This window comes from Bradyrhizobium yuanmingense (assembly GCF_900094575.1).
GTDB lineage: Bacteria > Pseudomonadota > Alphaproteobacteria > Rhizobiales > Xanthobacteraceae > Bradyrhizobium > Bradyrhizobium yuanmingense.
In genome coordinates this window covers 779,788-796,558 of sequence record NZ_FMAE01000001.1, presented here as the reverse complement: position 1 = coordinate 796,558, position 16,771 = coordinate 779,788, and the positions used below count along the sequence as shown (strand labels likewise).

Genomic DNA, 16,771 nt, shown 5'->3' with positions numbered 1-16,771 from the left:
CATCGGAGCCGCGGCTAGAGAGCTGCCCCGCACTCAGGCCTCATCCTGAGGGCCCGCCGGAGGCGGGCGTCTCGAAGGATGATGTGATCCTCGCTTTGCCAGCTCATGCAGCCTGGCGAAGTCGCCGCGCATAAACGCTTCCTTCTTCGCGCGGCTCCATTTCTTGAGCTTGCGCTCGCATTCGATTGCGTCGGTGATGCGATCGAACCATTGAGAGAAGACCAGAGTGACGGGTCGACGAGACTTTGTGTAGCCCTCGAACGTGCCGGCGTTGTGCTGCGCGACTCTGATCTCGAGCTCGGTGCGGGTCGTGCCGATCTAGTAACTGCCGTCCGCGCATTGGAGAATGTAGAGGTATGCGCCGTCTGTCATCGTGAACGCCTCGTCCTTCGAGACGACCGCTTCGCGGTCTCCTCAGGAAGAGGCTAACTGACGTTCCAGGCTTGCTGCAAGGATGAGGCCGCGCACGCAGCCCTCATCCTGAGGAGCCCGCCGGAGGCGGGCGTCTCGAAGGATGGCCGCACCTCGCAAGCCAATTGCCCCACGGTGGCGCCTTCTATTGCGTTCCGCCCGCCGCTTGCAGATACGCAACCACCTTACCCGCTTCGTCCTTCGAGATGCCACCATAGGGCTGCATCTTGTGGCCGGACACGACCTCGTCCGGCTTGACCATGAAGCGGGTGAGCTTGTCCTGGTCCCAGGCGAAGCCGGCTTCTTTCATGGACGAGGAGTAATTGTAGTCCGGCAGCGAGCCGGCCTTGCGTCCGACGATCTTGTTGAGATTGGGACCGAGGCGATTGTCGCCTTCCTTCATGGAATGGCAGGTGCGGCAGGAATTGTTGAAAGCCTGCTTGCCGGCGTCGTCAGGCGCGGGTTGCTGCGCGAGCGAGGCGGGCGCGGACACGAGCAGCGTCAGTGCTCCGGCGCCGGCGAGGGCGTGCAGCCATGGGCTTGGCGAGGGTTGCCTTCGTGGTCGCATTTGCGCCTCCATCGGGGATTGCGCCGCAACAGGCGCAACGGGATGTCAGGGCAAACGAAAACGGCCCCGGTGGGTTCCGGGGCCGTTCGCGTTACGTTGTCCTGTCGCTTCAGCGGCTCGCGGCGCCGAGGTCTGCGCGGCGCTCGGTCATCGGCAGCACGATCACCTTGGTGCCGACGTTGACGCGGGAATAGAGGTCGGTGACGTCCTCGTTGGTCATGCGGATGCAGCCGGACGAGACGCGCTTGCCGATGGTTTCGGGGGCGTTGGTGCCGTGGATACGGTAGATGGTGCCCCCGAGATACATGGCGCGCGCGCCAAGCGGATTGCCGGGGCCGCCGGCCATGTGGCGCGGCAGATAGGGCTGGCGGGCGATCATCTCCGGCGGCGGAGTCCAGGCCGGCCACTCGGCCTTGCGGCTCACCGACTGGATTCCGGACCAGGTGAAGCCGTCGCGGCCGACGCCGATGCCGTAGCGCAATGCCTGGCCGTTGCCGAGCACGTAATAGAGATAGGTGTTGGGCGTATCGATGATGATCGTGCCCGGCGCTTCGCGCGTCGCGTAAGAGACGGTCTGGCGGCGGAAGCGGGCCGGCAGCTCGACCGCGTCCTGATCCTCGGGCTCGGTCTGGTAGGTCGGCGCCTGATAGGGCTGATACGACGGCTGATACGGCTGCAGCGGCTGCGGCGCGGTCATCGGCGGCAGCGGCTGGAAGAACGGGAAGATCTGCACCGGCGCGGCCTTGGCTGCGCCAGCAAATGCGATTGCGGAAACCGCGACGGCACTGAGTGCAACGGCGCGCGAAAACGTCTTGAACGTGTCCAGATTGAACATGTGATCGCCCCTGTTTGCTCGGTGTTTTGCTCACCGCGGCACCGTTGCGGTGCTCCGTTGCCTGAATTCCTAACGGCAAAACGTTTCGGGACATTTGCGCGGAAAACCGAAAACGGTTTCACGGCGGCAAGAATTGTTTCATGACAGTTTCGTGGCCCCGCCGGCTCGTTAACGAACAAAACAGCGCGCCGACACTTCTGTGACGTCACACGCCTGAAATATCCTTCGTTGATGGTCGATGCCTGAGAATCATCAAACTCTCGGGATTTTCCCATGCGGGTATTAATCGCGACGGACGCCTGGCATCCCCAGGTCAACGGTGTGGTCCGCACCCTGACCTCCCTGGCGAATGCGGCCAAGACCCTCGACGTCGAGATCGACTTCCTCACCCCCGACGGCTTTCCGTCCTGGCCGCTGCCGACCTATCCGGGCCTGCGCTTTGCGCTGCCTTCGGCGAAGGAGATCGCGCGGCGGATCGAGAAGGCCGCGCCGGAGGCGCTGCATATCGCGACCGAAGGCCCGATCGGCTGGGCGGCGCGCGCCTATTGCCGCCGCAACCGGCTCGCCTTCACCACCTCCTACACGACCCGCTTTCCGGAATACGTCTCGGTGCGGACCGGCATCCCGGCGGGCGTCGGCTATGCGGTGCTGCGCCATTTCCACGATGCCGCCGCCATGACCATGGTGGCGACGCCCTCGCTGCGGCAGGAGCTGTCGGAGCGCGGCTTCAAGCGGCTCGGCTTCTGGACGCGCGGCGTCGACACCGGGCTGTTTCATCCCGACGCTCCGGCACAGCTCGACCTGCCGCGCCCGATCTTCCTGACGATGGGGCGCGTGGCGGTGGAGAAGAATCTCGAAGCGTTCCTCTCGCTCGACCTGCCCGGCACCAAGGTCGTGGTCGGCGACGGTCCGCAGAAGGCGGCGCTGGAGAAGAAATATCCGGACGCAGTCTTCCTCGGCGAGAAGAAGGGGGCGGATCTCACCGCGCATCTCGCCGCGGCCGACGTATTCGTGTTTCCGAGCCTGACCGACACCTTTGGCGTGGTGCAGCTCGAGGCGCTCGCCTGCGGCACGCCGGTTGCGGCGTTTCTGGTGACGGGCCCGAAGGACGTCATTGCCGATCACCCGATCGGCGCGATCGACCACGATCTGCGCACCGCCTGCCTGCGCGCGCTCACGATGTCACGCGAGACCTGCCGCAACTTCGCGCTGGAGCGCTCCTGGGAGAACAGCGCGCGCCAGTTCGTCGGCAACCTCACCTCACTGCAGCCCAGCCGCTCCTTGCGCGCCTCGCCTCGCATGGCGCGGCGGCCGGTGCGCGGCTGACCGTTTATTCGAACCACAGCGAGAACCTCATCGATGGCTAAGATCATGAACCTTGACGGCACCCAGCAGCTCGACCTCACGCGCGGCACGGTCGAGCAGGCCTATGACCGCTGGGCGCCGGTCTACGATCTCGTGTTCGGCGGCGTGTTCGCCAAGGGCCGGCAGGCGGCGATCGCGGCTACCAACAAGATCGGCGGCCGCGTGCTCGAGGTCGGCGTCGGCACCGGCATCTCGCTGCCGCTCTACGCGCCGAACCTGCGCATCTTCGGCACCGACATCTCGGAAGCGATGCTGGACAAGGCGCGGCGCCGCGTGACGGAGCAGAAGCTGAAGAACGTCGAGGGCCTCGCGGTGATGGACGCCGAGAAGCTCGAATTCCCCGATAATTCCTTCGACGTCGTGATGGCGCAATACGTCGTCACCGCCGTGCCGAACCCGGAGAAGGCGCTCGACGAATTCGCCCGCGTGCTGCGTCCGGGCGGCGAATTGATCATCCTCACCCGCGTCAGCGCCGACACCGGCATGCGCCGCTTCATCGAGCAGAAGCTGCAGCCGGTGGTGCGTCCGCTCGGCTTCCGCACCGCCGAGTTCGCCTGGTCGCGCTACGCCAAATGGCTCGCCGGCGCGCACGGCATCGAGCTTGCCGAGCGCCGCTTGATTCCGCCGCTGGGACACTTCTCGCTGGTGCGCTTCCGCAAGGTCGACGTCGCCAAGGCGGCGTGAGCTTACGCGTCTTTCGTGCGTCATCGCGCCGCTGCACATCGTCACATGACAAAATGATGATGTCACACGGCCTACATCGAATCTCTGTAAATCCTGAACCCGAAAGCATTTTGGGGATGAGCATGATCAAGAACTATCTCGAGCAGCTGCGGATCCAGCGCTGGGACGACCATCGCTACTATCACCACAGCCGCATCAATCAGAGCCTGCACTTCGTCAGCGCGCTGAGCTTCCTCTTTGCCTATGTCTGGCTGTTCATCGATCCCGTCGTCTCGGCGCTGGTCGGCTGGCTGGTGTCGATGACCTCGCGCCAGGCTGGTCACTTCTTCTTCGAGCCGCACACCTACGACCACATCAATCAGGCGACGCACGAGTACAAGGAAGAGATCAAGGTCGGCTACAATTTGCAGCGCAAGGTGGTGCTGATGGCGATCTGGGCGCTGTCGCCGCTGGTGCTGGTCGTCGATCCCACCCTGTTCGGCATCTTCACGCCCTGGCAGAGCGCGACCGACTTCATGCGGCAGGTGGCGAAGATCTGGCTCGTGGTCGGCGGCGGCGGCCTGCTGTTCCGCACCGTGCATCTGTTCTTCATCCGCGACGTCGAGACCGGCCTCGTCTGGATGACCAAGATCCTGACCGATCCCTTCCACGATTTGATGCTCTATCGCGGTGCTCCGCTCGCCCTGATGCGCGGCGAGCTGATGGATCCCGGCCTGCACCTCAATCCCGAGCACACGCTGGGCTTCATCGACGAGCCCGTGCTCGAAGAGCAGCACGCTTGAAGCGCGCGGCGCACGCGACACGCTCCGATGTCTGATGGCTACGTCATGCCCGGCCTTGTGCCGGGCATCCACGTGTTCGGGGCTGCGAACGCGGTGCTTCCTTCACCTCTCCCCGCGTGCGGGGAGAGGTCGAATTTGCGCGGAGCGCAAATTCGGGTGAGGGGGACTCTCCGCGGGGATGCTGCCAGATGGTCGTGCGTCAATGCTCACCGCACGCGCGGAGGGTCCCCCTCACCCCGACCCTCTCCCCGCAAGCGGGGCGAGGGAGAAGGGCGAGCGGTGATCGGGGCCAAGTGTCAGAAAGCCTCAGCGCCCGAAGCGCTTGGCCAGCATCTCTTTCAGGATCTGGCGCTTGATCTGCTTGTTGGTGAGCACGCCATCGTGCCACCAGAAGCCGTCGGCCTTCATCTTCTGCGCGGCGCGGACGAAGCGGTCGGCGACTTCGGTGAAGTCGGCGTCGGTGTAGTTGAGGCTGAAGATCAGCCGTCCGGTGCCGACCCAGCTCAACGCCAGGCCTTCGGTGCGCAGGTAATATTGCAGCATCCAATTGTAGCGGGACGGCGTGGTGTATTTCACCGTCCAGATCGAGGAGAAGTTGGCGAAGCGCACCGGCAGGTCGGCATCCTGCATCATCTGGTTGAGCTTCGTCACGCGCCCGTTCCAGGTCTCCTCCAGCCCATCATAGACGGCGCGGAAGTTCGGGCTGGCGAGGCGGCTCAAGAACTCGTCCATCGCCGTCATGACGTAGGGGTGCGAGTTGAAGGTGCCGCGGGCGAAGCAGATGTCGGCGGGGCGGTCGTCGCGGAAGCGGCGCATCAGTTCGCGCTTGCCGCAGACCACGCCGACCGGCAGGCCGCCGGCGAGACTCTTGCCGTAGGTCACCATGTCGGCCTTGACGCCGAAATATTCCTGGGCGCCGCCGGCGGCGAGGCGGAAGCCGACGAACACCTCGTCGAAGATCAGGACGATGCCGCGTTCGCTGCAAACTTCGCGCAGCTTCTTCAGCCATTCGGTGTAGGCCGCGCGATCGAAATGGCCTCCGCGCGAGGAATCGACGAGCGAGGAATCCCCGGGCGCGTTTGCGTTAGGATGCAGCCCCTGCAGCGGGTTGACCAGCACGCAGGCGATGTCCTTGCGCGTGCGCAGGACATGCAGCGTCTTCTCCGACATCTCGGCGAGGGTATAGGTCTCGTGCGCAGGAATGGGATTGCCGACGCCCGGCTGCACGTCGCCCCACCAGCCGTGATAGGCGCCGGCGAAACGAACCAGATGCGTGCGCTTGGTGTGGTAGCGCGCCAGCCGCACCGCCTGCATCACGGCTTCGGTGCCGGACATGTGGAACGAGACTTCGTCGAGGCCGGAGATTTGGCAGAGCCGCTGCACATTCTCGAGGATGATGGGATGGTAGGGGCCGAGCACGGGGCCGAGCGCATGCGCGCGCTTCTCGGCGCCCTCGATGCACTCCTTGTAGAAGTCGTTGCCGAAGATGTTGACGCCGTAGGAGCCCGTGAGGTCGTAAGCGGTGTTGCCGTCGACGTCGGTGACGGTGACGCCGCGCGAGGATTCCATGAAGGTCGACGTGCCCAGATGCTCGCGGACGAGACGCGAGAACTGGAACGGCACGCGGTAGCTTTCGGTGAAGTTCAGGTCGGAGATCGTCTCCGCCGCTTCCTTCGTCATCGCGCGACCCCGGGGGTAGCGCTCGGCGTAAAGCCTGGCGAGACGGAAAAAGGCGTCCTTGCGTTGCGCTGCGATGTTCGCCGGCGCGCCGTCGCAGGCGAAGTATTGATCACCCTCGAACTCGTAGAACGGCAGCAGCCGCGCCACCCGGCGCGACATCTTCGAGTGCCCGGCCAGCGAGCGGTGCTTGGCGCGGGAGAGTTCGACCCGCGCCTTGATCTTCGGGAGGACGGCGGCAGCGGACGCTGCGGCGGCCACGGACATCGAGAGAATCGGGAGTGTCGTTTCCATGACAACAAGCGCTAAACCTGCGAGCTGACAGATTCATGACAGTCAAAGCCCTCATCGCCTCTTTCACCCAGCAGGAAGATCTCAACTTCCTGTTGACCAACCGCATCCCCCGCGCGGCGCTGACCCGCTTCATGGGTTGGTTCTCCAAGATCGAGAATGCCCTGGTGCGGGATTTCTCGATCGCGCTGTGGAAGCTGTTCTCCGACCTCGATCTGTCGGAGGCGCGCAAGACGCAGTTCAAGAGTCTGCACGACTGCTTCACCCGGGAGCTGAAGCCGGGCCTGCGGCCGTTCGATCCTGATCCTGCAGTGGTGGCGAGCCCCTCGGACGGCATCGTCGGCGCTCACGGGAAAATCGCGGACACCGAGCTGTTCCAGGTCAAGGGCGCGCCCTATTCGCTGCTCGATCTCGTCGGCGATTCCGCGCTGGTCGAGCAGCACCGCAACGGCTCTTTCGTTACGCTGCGGCTGACGTCGAGCATGTATCACCGCTTCCATGCGCCTTATGACGCGCACATCGAGCGGGTCACGCTGATCCATGGCGACGTCTGGAACGTCAACCCGATCGCGCTCAAGCGCGTCGAGCGCCTGTTCTGCAAGAACGAGCGCGCGGTGATCCGCACGCATTTGTCGACCGGCGAAGCCGTGACACTGGTCCCGGTGGCGGCGATCCTGGTCGCGAGCATCCGCTTGCACTTCCTCGACATGGTGCTGAACGCGCAGACGCGCGGCTCGGTCAATTTTCCCTGCGACGTCAACGTGAGCAAAGGCGAGGAGCTCGGCTGGTTCGAGCACGGCTCGACCATCATCATCCTCGCGCCCGGCGATTTCTCCTTCTGCGACGGCATTGCCGAGGGCACACGCATTCGGGCCGGTCAAGCGCTGCTCAGGAGAAAGTAGCCTTCAATCCGCCGCCCCCGCCGCCTATATCGTCGGGCGGGGACGATTCGATCGATACGGATGTGACGATGGCGCGGGCGCCGGTCATGGCGGCGGGTGGTATTGTGTTGCGGCGCGCGCCGGTGCCGCTGGTTGCAGTCGTGCGCCAGCGCAAGCGCAACGAATGGGTCCTGCCCAAGGGCAAGCTCGATGACGGCGAGACGCCGAGGGAAGCCGCGCACCGCGAGGTGCTGGAGGAGACCGGCCACGACGTGGCCGTGCACGAATTTCTGGGCACGCTGGTCTATCAGTCCGGCGGGCGCTCCAAGGTCGTGCATTACTGGCGGATGGAGGCCGACGGCGGGCCGGTCCGCAAACTGATGAACGACATCAAGGCGGTCGACTGGCTGACGCTGGACGACGCGATCGCCCGTCTGTCGCGCGAATACGAACGCGTCTTCCTGACTCAGATCGGACCGATCGCGCTCGCGGCGGCAGGGCTGGCGCCTCTGTTCGCCCCGGAGCAGGTTTCCGAGCCGGTGTCGCCGTTGGCGAAAGACGACATCCATGCATCATTGCAGACGCTGACACAAGCGGAAGCAGCTTCCGTCGATGAATTGCGGCATGGCCTGTTGCGGAAGGTGAAGGCCTGGCTGCGCGGCGAGGCGTGAGTTATTTACGCGCAATTTCAGTGCGGCATTGAAGGTGCACCCTCTCCCCTTGTGGGAGAGGGTGGCTCGCCGCAATAGCGGCGAGACGGGTGAGGGGTCTCTATCCTCACGAGCGGGTCCGGCGAGTGGATAGAACCCCTCATCCGGCGCTTCGCGCCACCTTCTCCCACAAGGGGAGAAGGAAGACTACCGCCGCTCCTTCTCCTTCGGAGCGGGCGCGGGTCTGTGCGGCGCTGCGGGACGTTGCGCGGCGGGGAGGCGTGGCTGGAAGCCGCCGGGGCGCTGCATACCTGGTTGTTGAGCCGGAGGCTGGCCCGGTTGCAATCCTGTGCGCGGCAATGGCTGCTGCGGACCTGCTTGCTGTGTCCCGCCCGGTTGCGGCGGCACGATTCCTCCGGGCTGAATCTGTCCACCACGCTGCGGCAGGGTCTGCGGTACGCGTGGACGGCCGGCACCTTGCGGCTGGCCGGGCTGCGGCTGCATGCCTTGCTGTAGTCCCTGCCGGCTCGGCGTGCCCGGCTGCTGCTGACCCGGACGATTGTCCTGTCGCGGCTGGACGTTCGGTCGTTGCGGCTGCCGGCCTGGGGTTGTCGTCGGCCGCAATTGTTGCTGCTGCGGCGGTTGTGCCGGCCGCGGAATGCGGCTGAGCGCAGCCGGATTGGCGCGACGGAAGTCGCGCTGCTCGATGACGATCTGCCGGCCCGCAGTCTGCGCCAGATGCACCTGGCCGACGAAGCCGCGGTCGCGCGCGATCTGCTGCGCGGGAATTATGATCGGCACGGCAGCAAAGCGCATGCCGCCGGCCGTGGCTGCGCCCGCTCGGATCGCAAAGCCGCTCGCGGCTTGCGTCAGCGCGCCGAGCCGCGCGCCGCTCGCGCGTTCCTCGACATCGATGTGGCCGACCCGGCCGTCGGCGTCGGGATAGAGCTTGATGTTGACGTTGCGCGCCCGGTTCGCCGCCGCCCCTTCGGGCACGTCGACGACCCCGGTGGTGCCGCGGATGCCGAGCGTTGCCGTCGGCGTCGTGATCTTCATGTCGCCCGTCTTCGCCACCGCGGCCGCCACGAAGGCAACCGTGCCCTTGCCGACGTCGAAGATCGCCGAATTTTGCTTGCCGCCGTCGTCATAGACGTAATTGTCGATGGTGATCTTCGCGCTGGCCGAGAGGTTGAACGTGGTGGCGTCGTTGAAGGTGATGCCGAGCGCGGAGTTCGACGAGGTCTGCACGATGTCGTTGAGATAGATATCGTCGCGCACGCGCAGCGGATAGGAATTCTTGTCGCGGATCACGGTCGCGATCCCCGTCACGGTCGCGACGTTGCCGATCGGCTCGACGGCGGGGGGCTGTGCGTCTGCAGACGGTGCCGGCGTCGCCGTCGGCGAAGGCGCGGGCGTTGGCTGGGCTTGCGGTTGCGCCTGTGCGAACTCGATCGTCTCGGATGCGCACGCTACACCAGCGCCTGCCAGCGGCAAGGCCAGCAGGGCGAGCGCGAATACGAGGCGGCGCCAAGCCAGCATTGATGTCACGAAGGAGTCCCGGTGAGAGCGTGAGGCGAGATCGGGCGATGTCAACGGGGTGTGGCTGAATGGTTGATGAACGTCTGTCGTCGGGGCAGGGGCTAGCTATCCTTCCGTCATGGCCGGGCTTGTCCCGCCTGCACGGACGAAGCCGCTACGGCGCGGCGAAGGCACGGCCATCCACGTCTTGATTGCGGTACGAAGAACGTGGATGCCCGGGACAAGCCCGGGCATGACGAAGAGTTGTCTACTTTTCGCGATGCGCTCCGCGGGTCAGCTCACGCGCTTCCAGGTCTGGCCGCCGCAGAACATGCCGCCGAAGGCGCAGCCTTGCACGCGCATCGTATTCGGACCTTTCATCGAGATCGTGGAGTCGTAGTTGCGGCCGGAGTTGGGATCGCGAATGCGGCCGCTCCACTTCGATCCTTCGGGCTTCATGTTGATCAGGATGCGCTCATTGGTCTTCTCGGCATAGCCGCAGAGATTGGCGCCACACTGCTCGACGCGGACATTGCCCTTGTTCTCTTCGGTCGCCCAGATGCCGATCGGCGAGTTCGCTGCGGCCACGGGCGCGGCAGCCACCGGAGCCGGCGCGGGAGCCGCGGCGACGGGAGCGGCAACAGGGGCAGGCGCAGCAACAGGAGCAGGCTGCGAGCTGTCGAAGCCGACAGAAGGAGCGGCGGCAGCGGTCGCGGCTGGGGCAGCGGGCGCGGCTGGCGGTGCCGGCGCAGTCGCTTGCGGCACGGGCTGCTGCTGCACGGGAGCCGGCGTGGGTTGCGCCGTCGTGGGCGCCGGAGCCGGCGTGGTGTCGTCGTCATCGTCCTTGGAGCCGCCAAGACCCTTGAGGTTGATGTTGTTCAGCTTGATCGGCTTGTCCGACAGGCCCGGCGCGACGATGGTCACGCAATTGAGCGAAGCGCAGTTGCGCGGCGTCTCGATGCGGATGTGCTGGCCCTCGATCTGGAACGAGATCGAATTGCCGGCATGCGCGGCGGCGGTCGAAGCCAGGAAGAGGGCGGTGGCGGCGATGGAGAGCTTGTTCATGACAACCTCCGAAAATAGCGCGGTCCCGATATGGACTGGTGTCGCTGGTGAATGAAGCGTGGTTCGACCCTAAGCCGCGGCGGTCGGGCGTTCTGTGATGGGCGTCACAACGAGCGAACAACGCCTGGGTGATGCAGCGCACATTCAGCCGCGCCTGCGCTGCGTAACGTCGTCGCGACACCGAGGGAAACGCAGATGCAGCGGCTTGCAACCTGGCTTGCCACCTGTCTTGCCACATCGATCACGTTGCTGGCGATCGCGCCGACGGCGCAGGCCGGCGCCTACACGTTCTCGATCGGCGGCAACCGGTTCCATGTCGAGGCGCCGCGCAATTGCCGATCTGCGTCCTGTATCACGGTGGCTTCCAGGCGCAGCCTCAGGTCGACGGACGATGTCGGCATGGCACGAGCCGCGCAGCCGGCGCCCGCGCCGGTGGTCCAGGCGCCGCAGCCGGCTTGTCCGACGGCAGCGGTCAAGCCGCCCCAAGCGGCTGTGGTGGTGCCGGCACCGGCGCCTCCCGTGCTTGCCGCGGCGACGTCGCAGCCCGTTGCACCGCCGCCGGCGCCAAGCTTGGAGATTTCGAGAATGGAGGCGCTGAGCGACGGTCCGCCGCGGGTTGATCTGGAGCGCATCGATCAGCCGAAGACCGCCGCGCTCGAACCGCCGCGCATCGAGCCGCCGGTCATCGTCCCGGGCGCCGAGATCAATCAGACCGCAGCGGTGGCGCAGATCGGCGCTGACGAAGGCCATGCGCCGCTCGGCGAATGGGAGAGCGCCGGCGCCAAGGGCACGGTCCGCATAGAGCGCTGTGGAGCTACGCTGTGCGGCTACGCGCTCAGCGAAGCGACGAGCCGGGGCGAGAGCGTGCTCGTCAACATGAAGCCGAAGAAGCACAATGTCTGGACCGGCAGCATCTACAGCCGCTCCAGCGGCAACACCTACTACGCCACGATGACGCTGAAGAGCTCCGGCAAGCTGCACGTCGAAGCCTGCGCGCTCGGCCGCTTCTGGTGCTCCGGCAACGACTGGACACGGGTCGAAGCGCCGCGGGAGGAGCTGATCACGACGTCACCTCAATGGAGCGCGCGGTCGTAGCTCGCGGCGATGCGCATTGTTGTGCCCTCGCCCCTTGTGGGAGAGGGCAGCTCCGCTGGTCGACACGAATTCACTTGGGTGAGGGGTTGTCTCCACAAGCACTGTGCCGCGAGGATAGAACCCCTCATCCGTCGCGCTTTCGCGCGCCACCTTCTCCCACAAGGGGAGAAGGGAAGAGAGTCACTGTGTGCTTTGAGTCTAAATCATCCCGAGCACGATGGCGCCGACGAAGGCCATGGCGAGGTAGGCGGTGATAACGCTCAGTCTGCCGGCGAACGTCATGAGGTCGCTCCCGCGGTCGCGCGCATTGCCGCGGCCGTCATGGTTAACAGAAAGTCTCTTTTCGAAAAAGTCAGGCTCGCTGTCGCTCGTCATCGGCAGCAACCGGTGCCGCCGCGCCCGGTAGGGTTAAAGAACACTGAAATCAACACGTTGAAGAGTCTTTAAGTAAATTCACCGAACGTGCGTTCATGACGCGCGGAGTTCGTTTGTATCTCGTCGGCTCCATCGTCCTTGTTTCGCTAGCGGGTTGCGGTCGCGGCTTCTTCCAGGCCGAACGCGAACCGTGGCGGGCCGAGGCAGAAGCCGCATGCCTGAAATCGGGCGCAGTCAAGGAAAGTGCGGACATCGTCCGCATCGACCCGATCTCCGGGCCTGGCAGCTGCGGCGCCGAGTTTCCGCTCAAGGTAGCCGCCATCGGCGAAGCTTCCGGCACCTATGGCTTTGCCGACGAGGCGCTGCGCCCGCCCGGCAGCATCGGCAACCAGCCGCGTTGGCCGGTGCAGCCGCAGTCGAATTATCCGCAGAGCCGGGGATATCCCGCATCGTCCTATCCGCAGCCCTCGAACTATCCCGAGAGCGCGGTGCGCCAGCCCACCGGCTACGGCACCTCGACCGGACCGATGTCGCTCAACGCCCCCGGCGTGGCCGCGCAGGAAGACGAGATCGACCTGCCGCCCGAGGGCACCGATGCCGCGGGGGCGGCGCGCTACATGAACACACCGAGCTATCCGGCTCGTCCGGCGCCTTACTCGCAGGCGCCGGCGCAGCAGCCGCTGCCGCGTCTTGGTCCTGCGCAGGGTAATCCCGTCACGAGCGTCGGTCCCGTCGCGATCAAGCCGACCGCGACGCTCGCCTGTCCGATCGTGTCCGAGCTCGACCGCTGGCTCGCCGACACGGTGCAGCCGTCGGCGATGCGCTGGTTCGGCGTGCGCGTCGCCGAGATCAAGCAGATCTCCGCCTATTCCTGCCGCGGCATGAACGGCAATTCGCGGGCCCATATTTCGGAGCACGCCTTCGGCAACGCCCTCGACATTTCCGCCTTCGTGCTCGCCGACGGCCGCCGCATCACCATCAAGGACGGCTGGCGCGGCATGCCGGAAGAGCAGGGCTTCCTGCGCGACGTGCAGGCTGGGGCCTGCGCGCATTTCACGACCGTGCTGGCGCCGGGCTCCAACGTCTTTCACTACGATCACATCCATGTCGATCTGATGCGCCGCGCCAGCCGCCGCCTGATCTGCCAGCCGGCCGCGGTGTCGGGCGAAGAGGTCGCCTCGCGCGCGCAATCGCGCAGGCCCTATGCGAGCGGGCGCGAGCCGTCGGTGACCGGTTCGCTCGGTGCTCGCAAGAGCACGATGCACAAGCGGGAAGACGACGAGTACATCGACGAATAGCCCGATTTGCCAGTAGCCCGGATGGAGCGAAGCGCAATCCGGGAAAAACTGTCCCCGCATTCCGCTTCGCTCCATGCGGGCTACGATCGCGTCAAAGGCAATGTCTATCGTCCGCTATCTCACCCACCCGCAGGTGCAAATCGATCCCGATGTGCCGGTGCCGCAATGGGGCCTGAGCCCGGTGGGTCGCGCGCGCACCGAAGCCTTGGCGAATGCAGGCTGGCTCGCAAGCACGACGCAGATCGTCTCCAGCGGCGAGCGGAAGGCGATCGAGACCGCCGAGATCGTTGCCGCTCGGCTCGGACTCATGATCGAGATCCGCGAGGCCATGCACGAGAACGACCGTTCGGCGACCGGCTTCCTGAAGCCGGCCGAGTTCGAAGCCGTCGCCGACCAGTTCTTCGCCGCGCCTCATCTCAGCGTGCGCGGCTGGGAGCGTGCCGCGGATGCACAGGCGCGGATCGTGCGCGAGGCTGAGGCGGTGCTGGCGCGACATCGTCCCGGCGACGTGTTGTTCGTCGGCCACGGCGCGGTCGGCACGCTGCTGTTCTGCCACATTGCGGGCCATGCGATCGCCCGCATCCACGATCAGCCCGCCGGCGGCGGCAATTGCTTTGCGTTCGCGCGGGAGGGGCGGCGTGTCCTGCACGGATGGCGCGCAATGGAAAAAATCGAAATTTGATCTCAGCGGAGCCGGAGTTCACCCCGCGGCCGGCTTCCGCGGCGCGGGTGCCAGCCCCATGCAGCGCTGCACCTCACCCGGGACGTTGTAGGTGCGCATGATGTGGCGGCTGTCGCGTAAGCCGGACGCCTCGCGTTGCACCACGAACATCCAAAGCGCCTGGCCGGCTTCCAGCACCAGCTTGCGCCTAGCCGGTTGCATCGCTTCCGGCAATTCGGCCGCGGCGTGGGCGGCGTCGAACTCGCGCAAACGCGACAGGCTTTGTTCGAGGGCGCGGCCCATCCGTCCCAGAGCCGAGGCCTGTTCCTGGACGATCTCGTAGTGGAGGATGTCGACCGGCGGGCGAAGATCTCGAGACATGGCCGCAATATAGGGCGGCTCGGCTCGCACGTGCAACGCGCTGTTACTTCGCCTTGTACGCCGCCAGGAACATCCGCGTCGCGCTCTCGACCACCGCACTCATGCGCTGTTCCGACGGCGCGGGCGCCGCCTGGAACACGAAGGGCAGGAACAGCGAGGCCTTGCTGAGCTCCATGAACTGCGAGGCGGCGAGATCGCAATCGTCGATCGCGAGATCGCCCGAGGCGACACGGGCCTTGAGATAGTTGGAGAGGCGGTTGATGCTCTTGTCCAGCACGCGCGCATAGTAACGGCGGCCGACATCCGGCATGCGCTCGGCGATCGCCATCACGGTGCGGATCGCCGATCCGCCACCGGGGCGGCAGACCAGGTGAAGATAGGCGAGGCCGAACTCCTTCAGCGTGGTCTCGGCCTCGCGCTCGGGATCGAAACTGAACACGACCTGGCCATGCTGGAGCGCCTCCTGTTCGACGATGGCTTCGAACAGCGCGAATTTGTCGGCGAAATAGACGTAGAGCGTGCCCTTGGAGACCTGCGCGGCGCGGGCGATCTCGCCCATGCTGGCGCCGTCGAAGCCAAGATCCATGAACACCTTGCGGGCGCCGTCCAGAATCTGGCGGCGCTTGGAATTGTCCTCGTCCGGGACGACGTGCAATTGTTCGCCGCCAGCTACAACCATTGGTTTAGGGTCTCGGAAGCTTTTTGGTTCGGATCAGGGCCATGAAACGCCAACGAAGGATTCGCGGCATTAAGGTCTGCAGGACATAATCTCTATATTGACCGAACCGTTCGGTCAATGGTATTTGAGATGTAGCGAGGAGACCGCCCGCAACAGCGGGCGCCCTCGGTTGCGTTTGTGGGGAGGCCTGGATGGCCGCATCGAGAGACCAGACGGCTCGCGTCCTTCGCCAGGAAGCGGTGGAGGGCCAGGCGGGCGGCGATCCTGGCTCCGAGGCATCCGCACTCCCTGCCGAGCAACTGCGCCCTCATGTCGCCGAGGAGGCGAAGCGTCCGACCCGCGAGGCGCCGGAGAGTCCGGTGACCGACAAGCCGCCGGCACCCGGGGCGGAAGCGCCCGCCGCCGCTGCGCCCAAATCCGGCAAGCGCAAATTCGTCCTGACCGGCCTCGGCCTCGCGCTCGCGTTCGCCGTTGCGGGCTATGCCGGCTATTACACGCTGGTCGGCCGCTTCTACATCTCGACCGACGATGCCTATGTCCGCGCCAACAACACCATGCTCGGCGCGCGCGTTGCCGGCCATATCTCCGCGATCCTCGCCGGCGACAACACGCCCGTCCAGGCCGGCGACATCATCTTCCGCATCGACGACGGCGATTACAGGATCGCGGTCCAAGCCGCCGCGACCAAGATCGCGACCCAGCAGACCACCATCGATCGCATCGGCCGCCAGGTCGCCGCACTCGATAGCCAGGTCGCCCAGGCCAAGGCGCAGCTCGTCTCCGCGGAAGCGGGCCTCAAGCGCGCCGACCTCGATTACGAGCGCCAGCAGGCGCTGAGCAGCAAGGGCTTTGCCTCGCGCGCCACCTTCGAAAGCTCGGAGGCCGGACGCGACCAGGGCGCCGCCGCGGTCAAGGCCGCGAAGGCCGCCTATGAGGTTGCCGTCAGCAATGTCGACGTCGCCAAGGCGCAGCAAGCCGAAGCGCAGGCCCAGCTCGCCGAGCTCAAGACCACGCTGGCCAAGGCCGAGCGCGACCTCGGCTTCACCGCGGTGCGCGCGCCGGTCAACGGCACGTTCTCGAACCGCCTGGTCAACACCGGCGACTTCGTCGCGGTCGGCCAGCGCCTCGGCAACATCGTGCCGCTGGACGAGGTCTATATCGACGCGAATTTCAAGGAGACGCAGCTCAAGCGCATCCGCCCGGGACAGCCGGTGACGATCAAGGTCGATGCCTATGGCATGCGCAAGTTTTCCGGCGTGGTCGACAGCATCGCGGCCGGCGCGGGTTCGGTATTCACGCTGCTGCCGCCTGACAACGCCACCGGCAATTTCACCAAGATCGTGCAGCGCGTGCCGGTCCGCATTCGCGTGCCCAAATCGGTGGCGAAGCAGAACCTGCTCCGCGCCGGCATGTCGGTCTACGCCACCGTCGACACCAACAAGGGCGCCGCCGACGCCGACAGCGAGGTCGACCTCGACCATCCCACCGCGGTTCATCCGCAGTAGGAACGATGACATGAGCCGCGCCGCTGCCCCGAATGCAGGTGCGCTCCCTC

18 protein-coding genes are annotated in these 16,771 nt (G+C 65.8%); 9 read left to right on the top strand and 9 right to left on the bottom strand.

Annotation, left to right across the window (positions count from 1 at the left end; all coding sequences use genetic code 11):
• Positions 1 to 33: 33 nt before the first annotated feature.
• From GA0061099_RS03595 to GA0061099_RS03585, 3 genes are all read right to left on the bottom strand, one after another.
• Positions 34 to 318, bottom strand: coding sequence for a GIY-YIG nuclease family protein (locus GA0061099_RS03595; protein ID WP_225155732.1), 285 nt, complete (start codon positions 316 to 318; stop codon positions 34 to 36).
• A 238-nt stretch (positions 319 to 556) separates the two neighbouring features.
• Positions 557 to 991: a c-type cytochrome gene (locus tag GA0061099_RS03590; RefSeq protein ID WP_036028446.1), complete on the bottom strand. Its 435-nt coding sequence runs from the start codon at positions 989 to 991 to the stop codon at positions 557 to 559.
• A 97-nt stretch (positions 992 to 1,088) separates the two neighbouring features.
• Positions 1,089 to 1,814 carry a L,D-transpeptidase gene (locus tag GA0061099_RS03585; RefSeq protein WP_036003416.1) on the bottom strand — a complete coding sequence of 242 codons (726 nt, stop codon included), beginning with the start codon at positions 1,812 to 1,814 and terminating at the stop codon, positions 1,089 to 1,091.
• 273 nt (positions 1,815 to 2,087) lie between these two features.
• On the opposite strand from GA0061099_RS03585, the gene GA0061099_RS03580 reads away from it, so the two are divergent.
• The 3 genes from GA0061099_RS03580 to GA0061099_RS03570 all read left to right on the top strand — a co-directional run bounded on the left by GA0061099_RS03580 (position 2,088) and on the right by GA0061099_RS03570 (position 4,645).
• A complete protein-coding gene (locus GA0061099_RS03580; protein ID WP_074447537.1) occupies positions 2,088 to 3,140 on the top strand; it encodes a glycosyltransferase family 4 protein in 1,053 nt (350 codons plus the stop codon).
• Between the two features lie 33 nt (positions 3,141 to 3,173).
• On the top strand, positions 3,174 to 3,863 hold the full coding sequence (locus tag GA0061099_RS03575) for a class I SAM-dependent methyltransferase (protein ID WP_036003432.1): 690 nt from the start codon (positions 3,174 to 3,176) through the stop codon (positions 3,861 to 3,863).
• 122 nt (positions 3,864 to 3,985) lie between these two features.
• Positions 3,986 to 4,645 carry a membrane protein gene (locus GA0061099_RS03570; RefSeq protein WP_025034507.1) on the top strand — a complete coding sequence of 220 codons (660 nt, stop codon included), beginning with the start codon at positions 3,986 to 3,988 and terminating at the stop codon, positions 4,643 to 4,645.
• A 306-nt stretch (positions 4,646 to 4,951) separates the two neighbouring features.
• Here GA0061099_RS03570 and GA0061099_RS03565 read toward each other — a convergent pair whose 3' ends face one another.
• Positions 4,952 to 6,616, bottom strand: a complete 1,665-nt coding sequence (locus GA0061099_RS03565) for an aminotransferase class III-fold pyridoxal phosphate-dependent enzyme (protein ID WP_036028433.1) — start codon at positions 6,614 to 6,616, stop codon at positions 4,952 to 4,954.
• A gap of 35 nt (positions 6,617 to 6,651) precedes the next feature.
• Here GA0061099_RS03565 and asd point away from each other — a divergent pair, with 35 nt between their 5' ends.
• A complete protein-coding gene (gene asd / locus GA0061099_RS03560) occupies positions 6,652 to 7,515 on the top strand; it encodes an archaetidylserine decarboxylase (protein ID WP_036028430.1) in 864 nt (287 codons plus the stop codon).
• A gap of 68 nt (positions 7,516 to 7,583) precedes the next feature.
• The gene (locus GA0061099_RS03555; RefSeq protein WP_036028428.1) at positions 7,584 to 8,165 is read left to right on the top strand and encodes an NUDIX hydrolase; all 582 of its coding nucleotides are present in this window, start codon (positions 7,584 to 7,586) and stop codon (positions 8,163 to 8,165) included.
• 186 nt (positions 8,166 to 8,351) lie between these two features.
• Here GA0061099_RS03555 and GA0061099_RS03550 read toward each other — a convergent pair whose 3' ends face one another.
• A complete protein-coding gene (locus tag GA0061099_RS03550) occupies positions 8,352 to 9,683 on the bottom strand; it encodes a FecR family protein (protein WP_036028426.1) in 1,332 nt (443 codons plus the stop codon).
• A gap of 273 nt (positions 9,684 to 9,956) precedes the next feature.
• A complete protein-coding gene (locus GA0061099_RS03545; RefSeq protein WP_036028424.1) occupies positions 9,957 to 10,727 on the bottom strand; it encodes a DUF2147 domain-containing protein in 771 nt (256 codons plus the stop codon).
• Positions 10,728 to 10,922: 195 nt separating this feature from the next.
• On the opposite strand from GA0061099_RS03545, the gene GA0061099_RS03540 reads away from it, so the two are divergent.
• On the top strand, positions 10,923 to 11,822 hold the full coding sequence (locus tag GA0061099_RS03540) for a DUF2147 domain-containing protein (protein WP_036028423.1): 900 nt from the start codon (positions 10,923 to 10,925) through the stop codon (positions 11,820 to 11,822).
• A gap of 198 nt (positions 11,823 to 12,020) precedes the next feature.
• Here GA0061099_RS03540 and GA0061099_RS41030 read toward each other — a convergent pair whose 3' ends face one another.
• Positions 12,021 to 12,197: a hypothetical protein gene (locus GA0061099_RS41030; RefSeq protein WP_157783985.1), complete on the bottom strand. Its 177-nt coding sequence runs from the start codon at positions 12,195 to 12,197 to the stop codon at positions 12,021 to 12,023.
• A 95-nt stretch (positions 12,198 to 12,292) separates the two neighbouring features.
• Here GA0061099_RS41030 and GA0061099_RS03535 point away from each other — a divergent pair, with 95 nt between their 5' ends.
• Together GA0061099_RS03535 and GA0061099_RS03530 are read left to right on the top strand one after the other, a co-directional pair.
• Positions 12,293 to 13,495, top strand: coding sequence for an extensin family protein (locus tag GA0061099_RS03535; protein ID WP_036028419.1), 1,203 nt, complete (start codon positions 12,293 to 12,295; stop codon positions 13,493 to 13,495).
• A 100-nt stretch (positions 13,496 to 13,595) separates the two neighbouring features.
• The gene (locus tag GA0061099_RS03530) at positions 13,596 to 14,177 is read left to right on the top strand and encodes a histidine phosphatase family protein (protein WP_036028417.1); all 582 of its coding nucleotides are present in this window, start codon (positions 13,596 to 13,598) and stop codon (positions 14,175 to 14,177) included.
• Positions 14,178 to 14,195: 18 nt separating this feature from the next.
• On the opposite strand, the gene GA0061099_RS03525 is transcribed toward GA0061099_RS03530, so the two are convergent.
• Together GA0061099_RS03525 and GA0061099_RS03520 are read right to left on the bottom strand one after the other, a co-directional pair.
• Complete coding sequence (locus tag GA0061099_RS03525; protein ID WP_036028416.1) at positions 14,196 to 14,537, bottom strand: DUF6665 family protein; 342 nt, start codon at positions 14,535 to 14,537, stop codon at positions 14,196 to 14,198.
• Between the two features lie 43 nt (positions 14,538 to 14,580).
• Entirely contained in the window at positions 14,581 to 15,216 is a 636-nt protein-coding gene (locus tag GA0061099_RS03520; protein ID WP_036028412.1) for a TetR/AcrR family transcriptional regulator, read from the bottom strand.
• A 191-nt stretch (positions 15,217 to 15,407) separates the two neighbouring features.
• Here GA0061099_RS03520 and GA0061099_RS03515 point away from each other — a divergent pair, with 191 nt between their 5' ends.
• Entirely contained in the window at positions 15,408 to 16,721 is a 1,314-nt protein-coding gene (locus GA0061099_RS03515; RefSeq protein ID WP_036028410.1) for an HlyD family secretion protein, read from the top strand.
• Positions 16,722 to 16,771: the final 50 nt, after the last annotated feature.

What these genes read in the sequence shown, in the direction of transcription:
- GA0061099_RS03565 (WP_036028433.1), bottom strand. Translation starts at nt 6,616, where the DNA reads ATGGAAACGACACTCCCGATTCTCTCGATGTCCGTGGCCGCCGCAGCG.
- GA0061099_RS41030 (WP_157783985.1), bottom strand. Translation starts at nt 12,197, where the DNA reads ATGACGAGCGACAGCGAGCCTGACTTTTTCGAAAAGAGACTTTCTGTT.
- GA0061099_RS03590 (WP_036028446.1), bottom strand. Translation starts at nt 991, where the DNA reads ATGGAGGCGCAAATGCGACCACGAAGGCAACCCTCGCCAAGCCCATGG.
- GA0061099_RS03555 (WP_036028428.1), top strand. Translation starts at nt 7,584, where the DNA reads ATGGCGCGGGCGCCGGTCATGGCGGCGGGTGGTATTGTGTTGCGGCGC.
- GA0061099_RS03575 (WP_036003432.1), top strand. Translation starts at nt 3,174, where the DNA reads ATGGCTAAGATCATGAACCTTGACGGCACCCAGCAGCTCGACCTCACG.
- GA0061099_RS03570 (WP_025034507.1), top strand. Translation starts at nt 3,986, where the DNA reads ATGATCAAGAACTATCTCGAGCAGCTGCGGATCCAGCGCTGGGACGAC.
- GA0061099_RS03540 (WP_036028423.1), top strand. Translation starts at nt 10,923, where the DNA reads ATGCAGCGGCTTGCAACCTGGCTTGCCACCTGTCTTGCCACATCGATC.
- GA0061099_RS03535 (WP_036028419.1), top strand. Translation starts at nt 12,293, where the DNA reads ATGACGCGCGGAGTTCGTTTGTATCTCGTCGGCTCCATCGTCCTTGTT.
- GA0061099_RS03520 (WP_036028412.1), bottom strand. Translation starts at nt 15,216, where the DNA reads ATGGTTGTAGCTGGCGGCGAACAATTGCACGTCGTCCCGGACGAGGAC.
- GA0061099_RS03550 (WP_036028426.1), bottom strand. Translation starts at nt 9,683, where the DNA reads ATGCTGGCTTGGCGCCGCCTCGTATTCGCGCTCGCCCTGCTGGCCTTG.
- GA0061099_RS03545 (WP_036028424.1), bottom strand. Translation starts at nt 10,727, where the DNA reads ATGAACAAGCTCTCCATCGCCGCCACCGCCCTCTTCCTGGCTTCGACC.
- GA0061099_RS03580 (WP_074447537.1), top strand. Translation starts at nt 2,088, where the DNA reads ATGCGGGTATTAATCGCGACGGACGCCTGGCATCCCCAGGTCAACGGT.
- GA0061099_RS03525 (WP_036028416.1), bottom strand. Translation starts at nt 14,537, where the DNA reads ATGTCTCGAGATCTTCGCCCGCCGGTCGACATCCTCCACTACGAGATC.
- GA0061099_RS03515 (WP_036028410.1), top strand. Translation starts at nt 15,408, where the DNA reads ATGGCCGCATCGAGAGACCAGACGGCTCGCGTCCTTCGCCAGGAAGCG.
- asd (WP_036028430.1), top strand. Translation starts at nt 6,652, where the DNA reads ATGACAGTCAAAGCCCTCATCGCCTCTTTCACCCAGCAGGAAGATCTC.
- GA0061099_RS03530 (WP_036028417.1), top strand. Translation starts at nt 13,596, where the DNA reads ATGTCTATCGTCCGCTATCTCACCCACCCGCAGGTGCAAATCGATCCC.
- GA0061099_RS03585 (WP_036003416.1), bottom strand. Translation starts at nt 1,814, where the DNA reads ATGTTCAATCTGGACACGTTCAAGACGTTTTCGCGCGCCGTTGCACTC.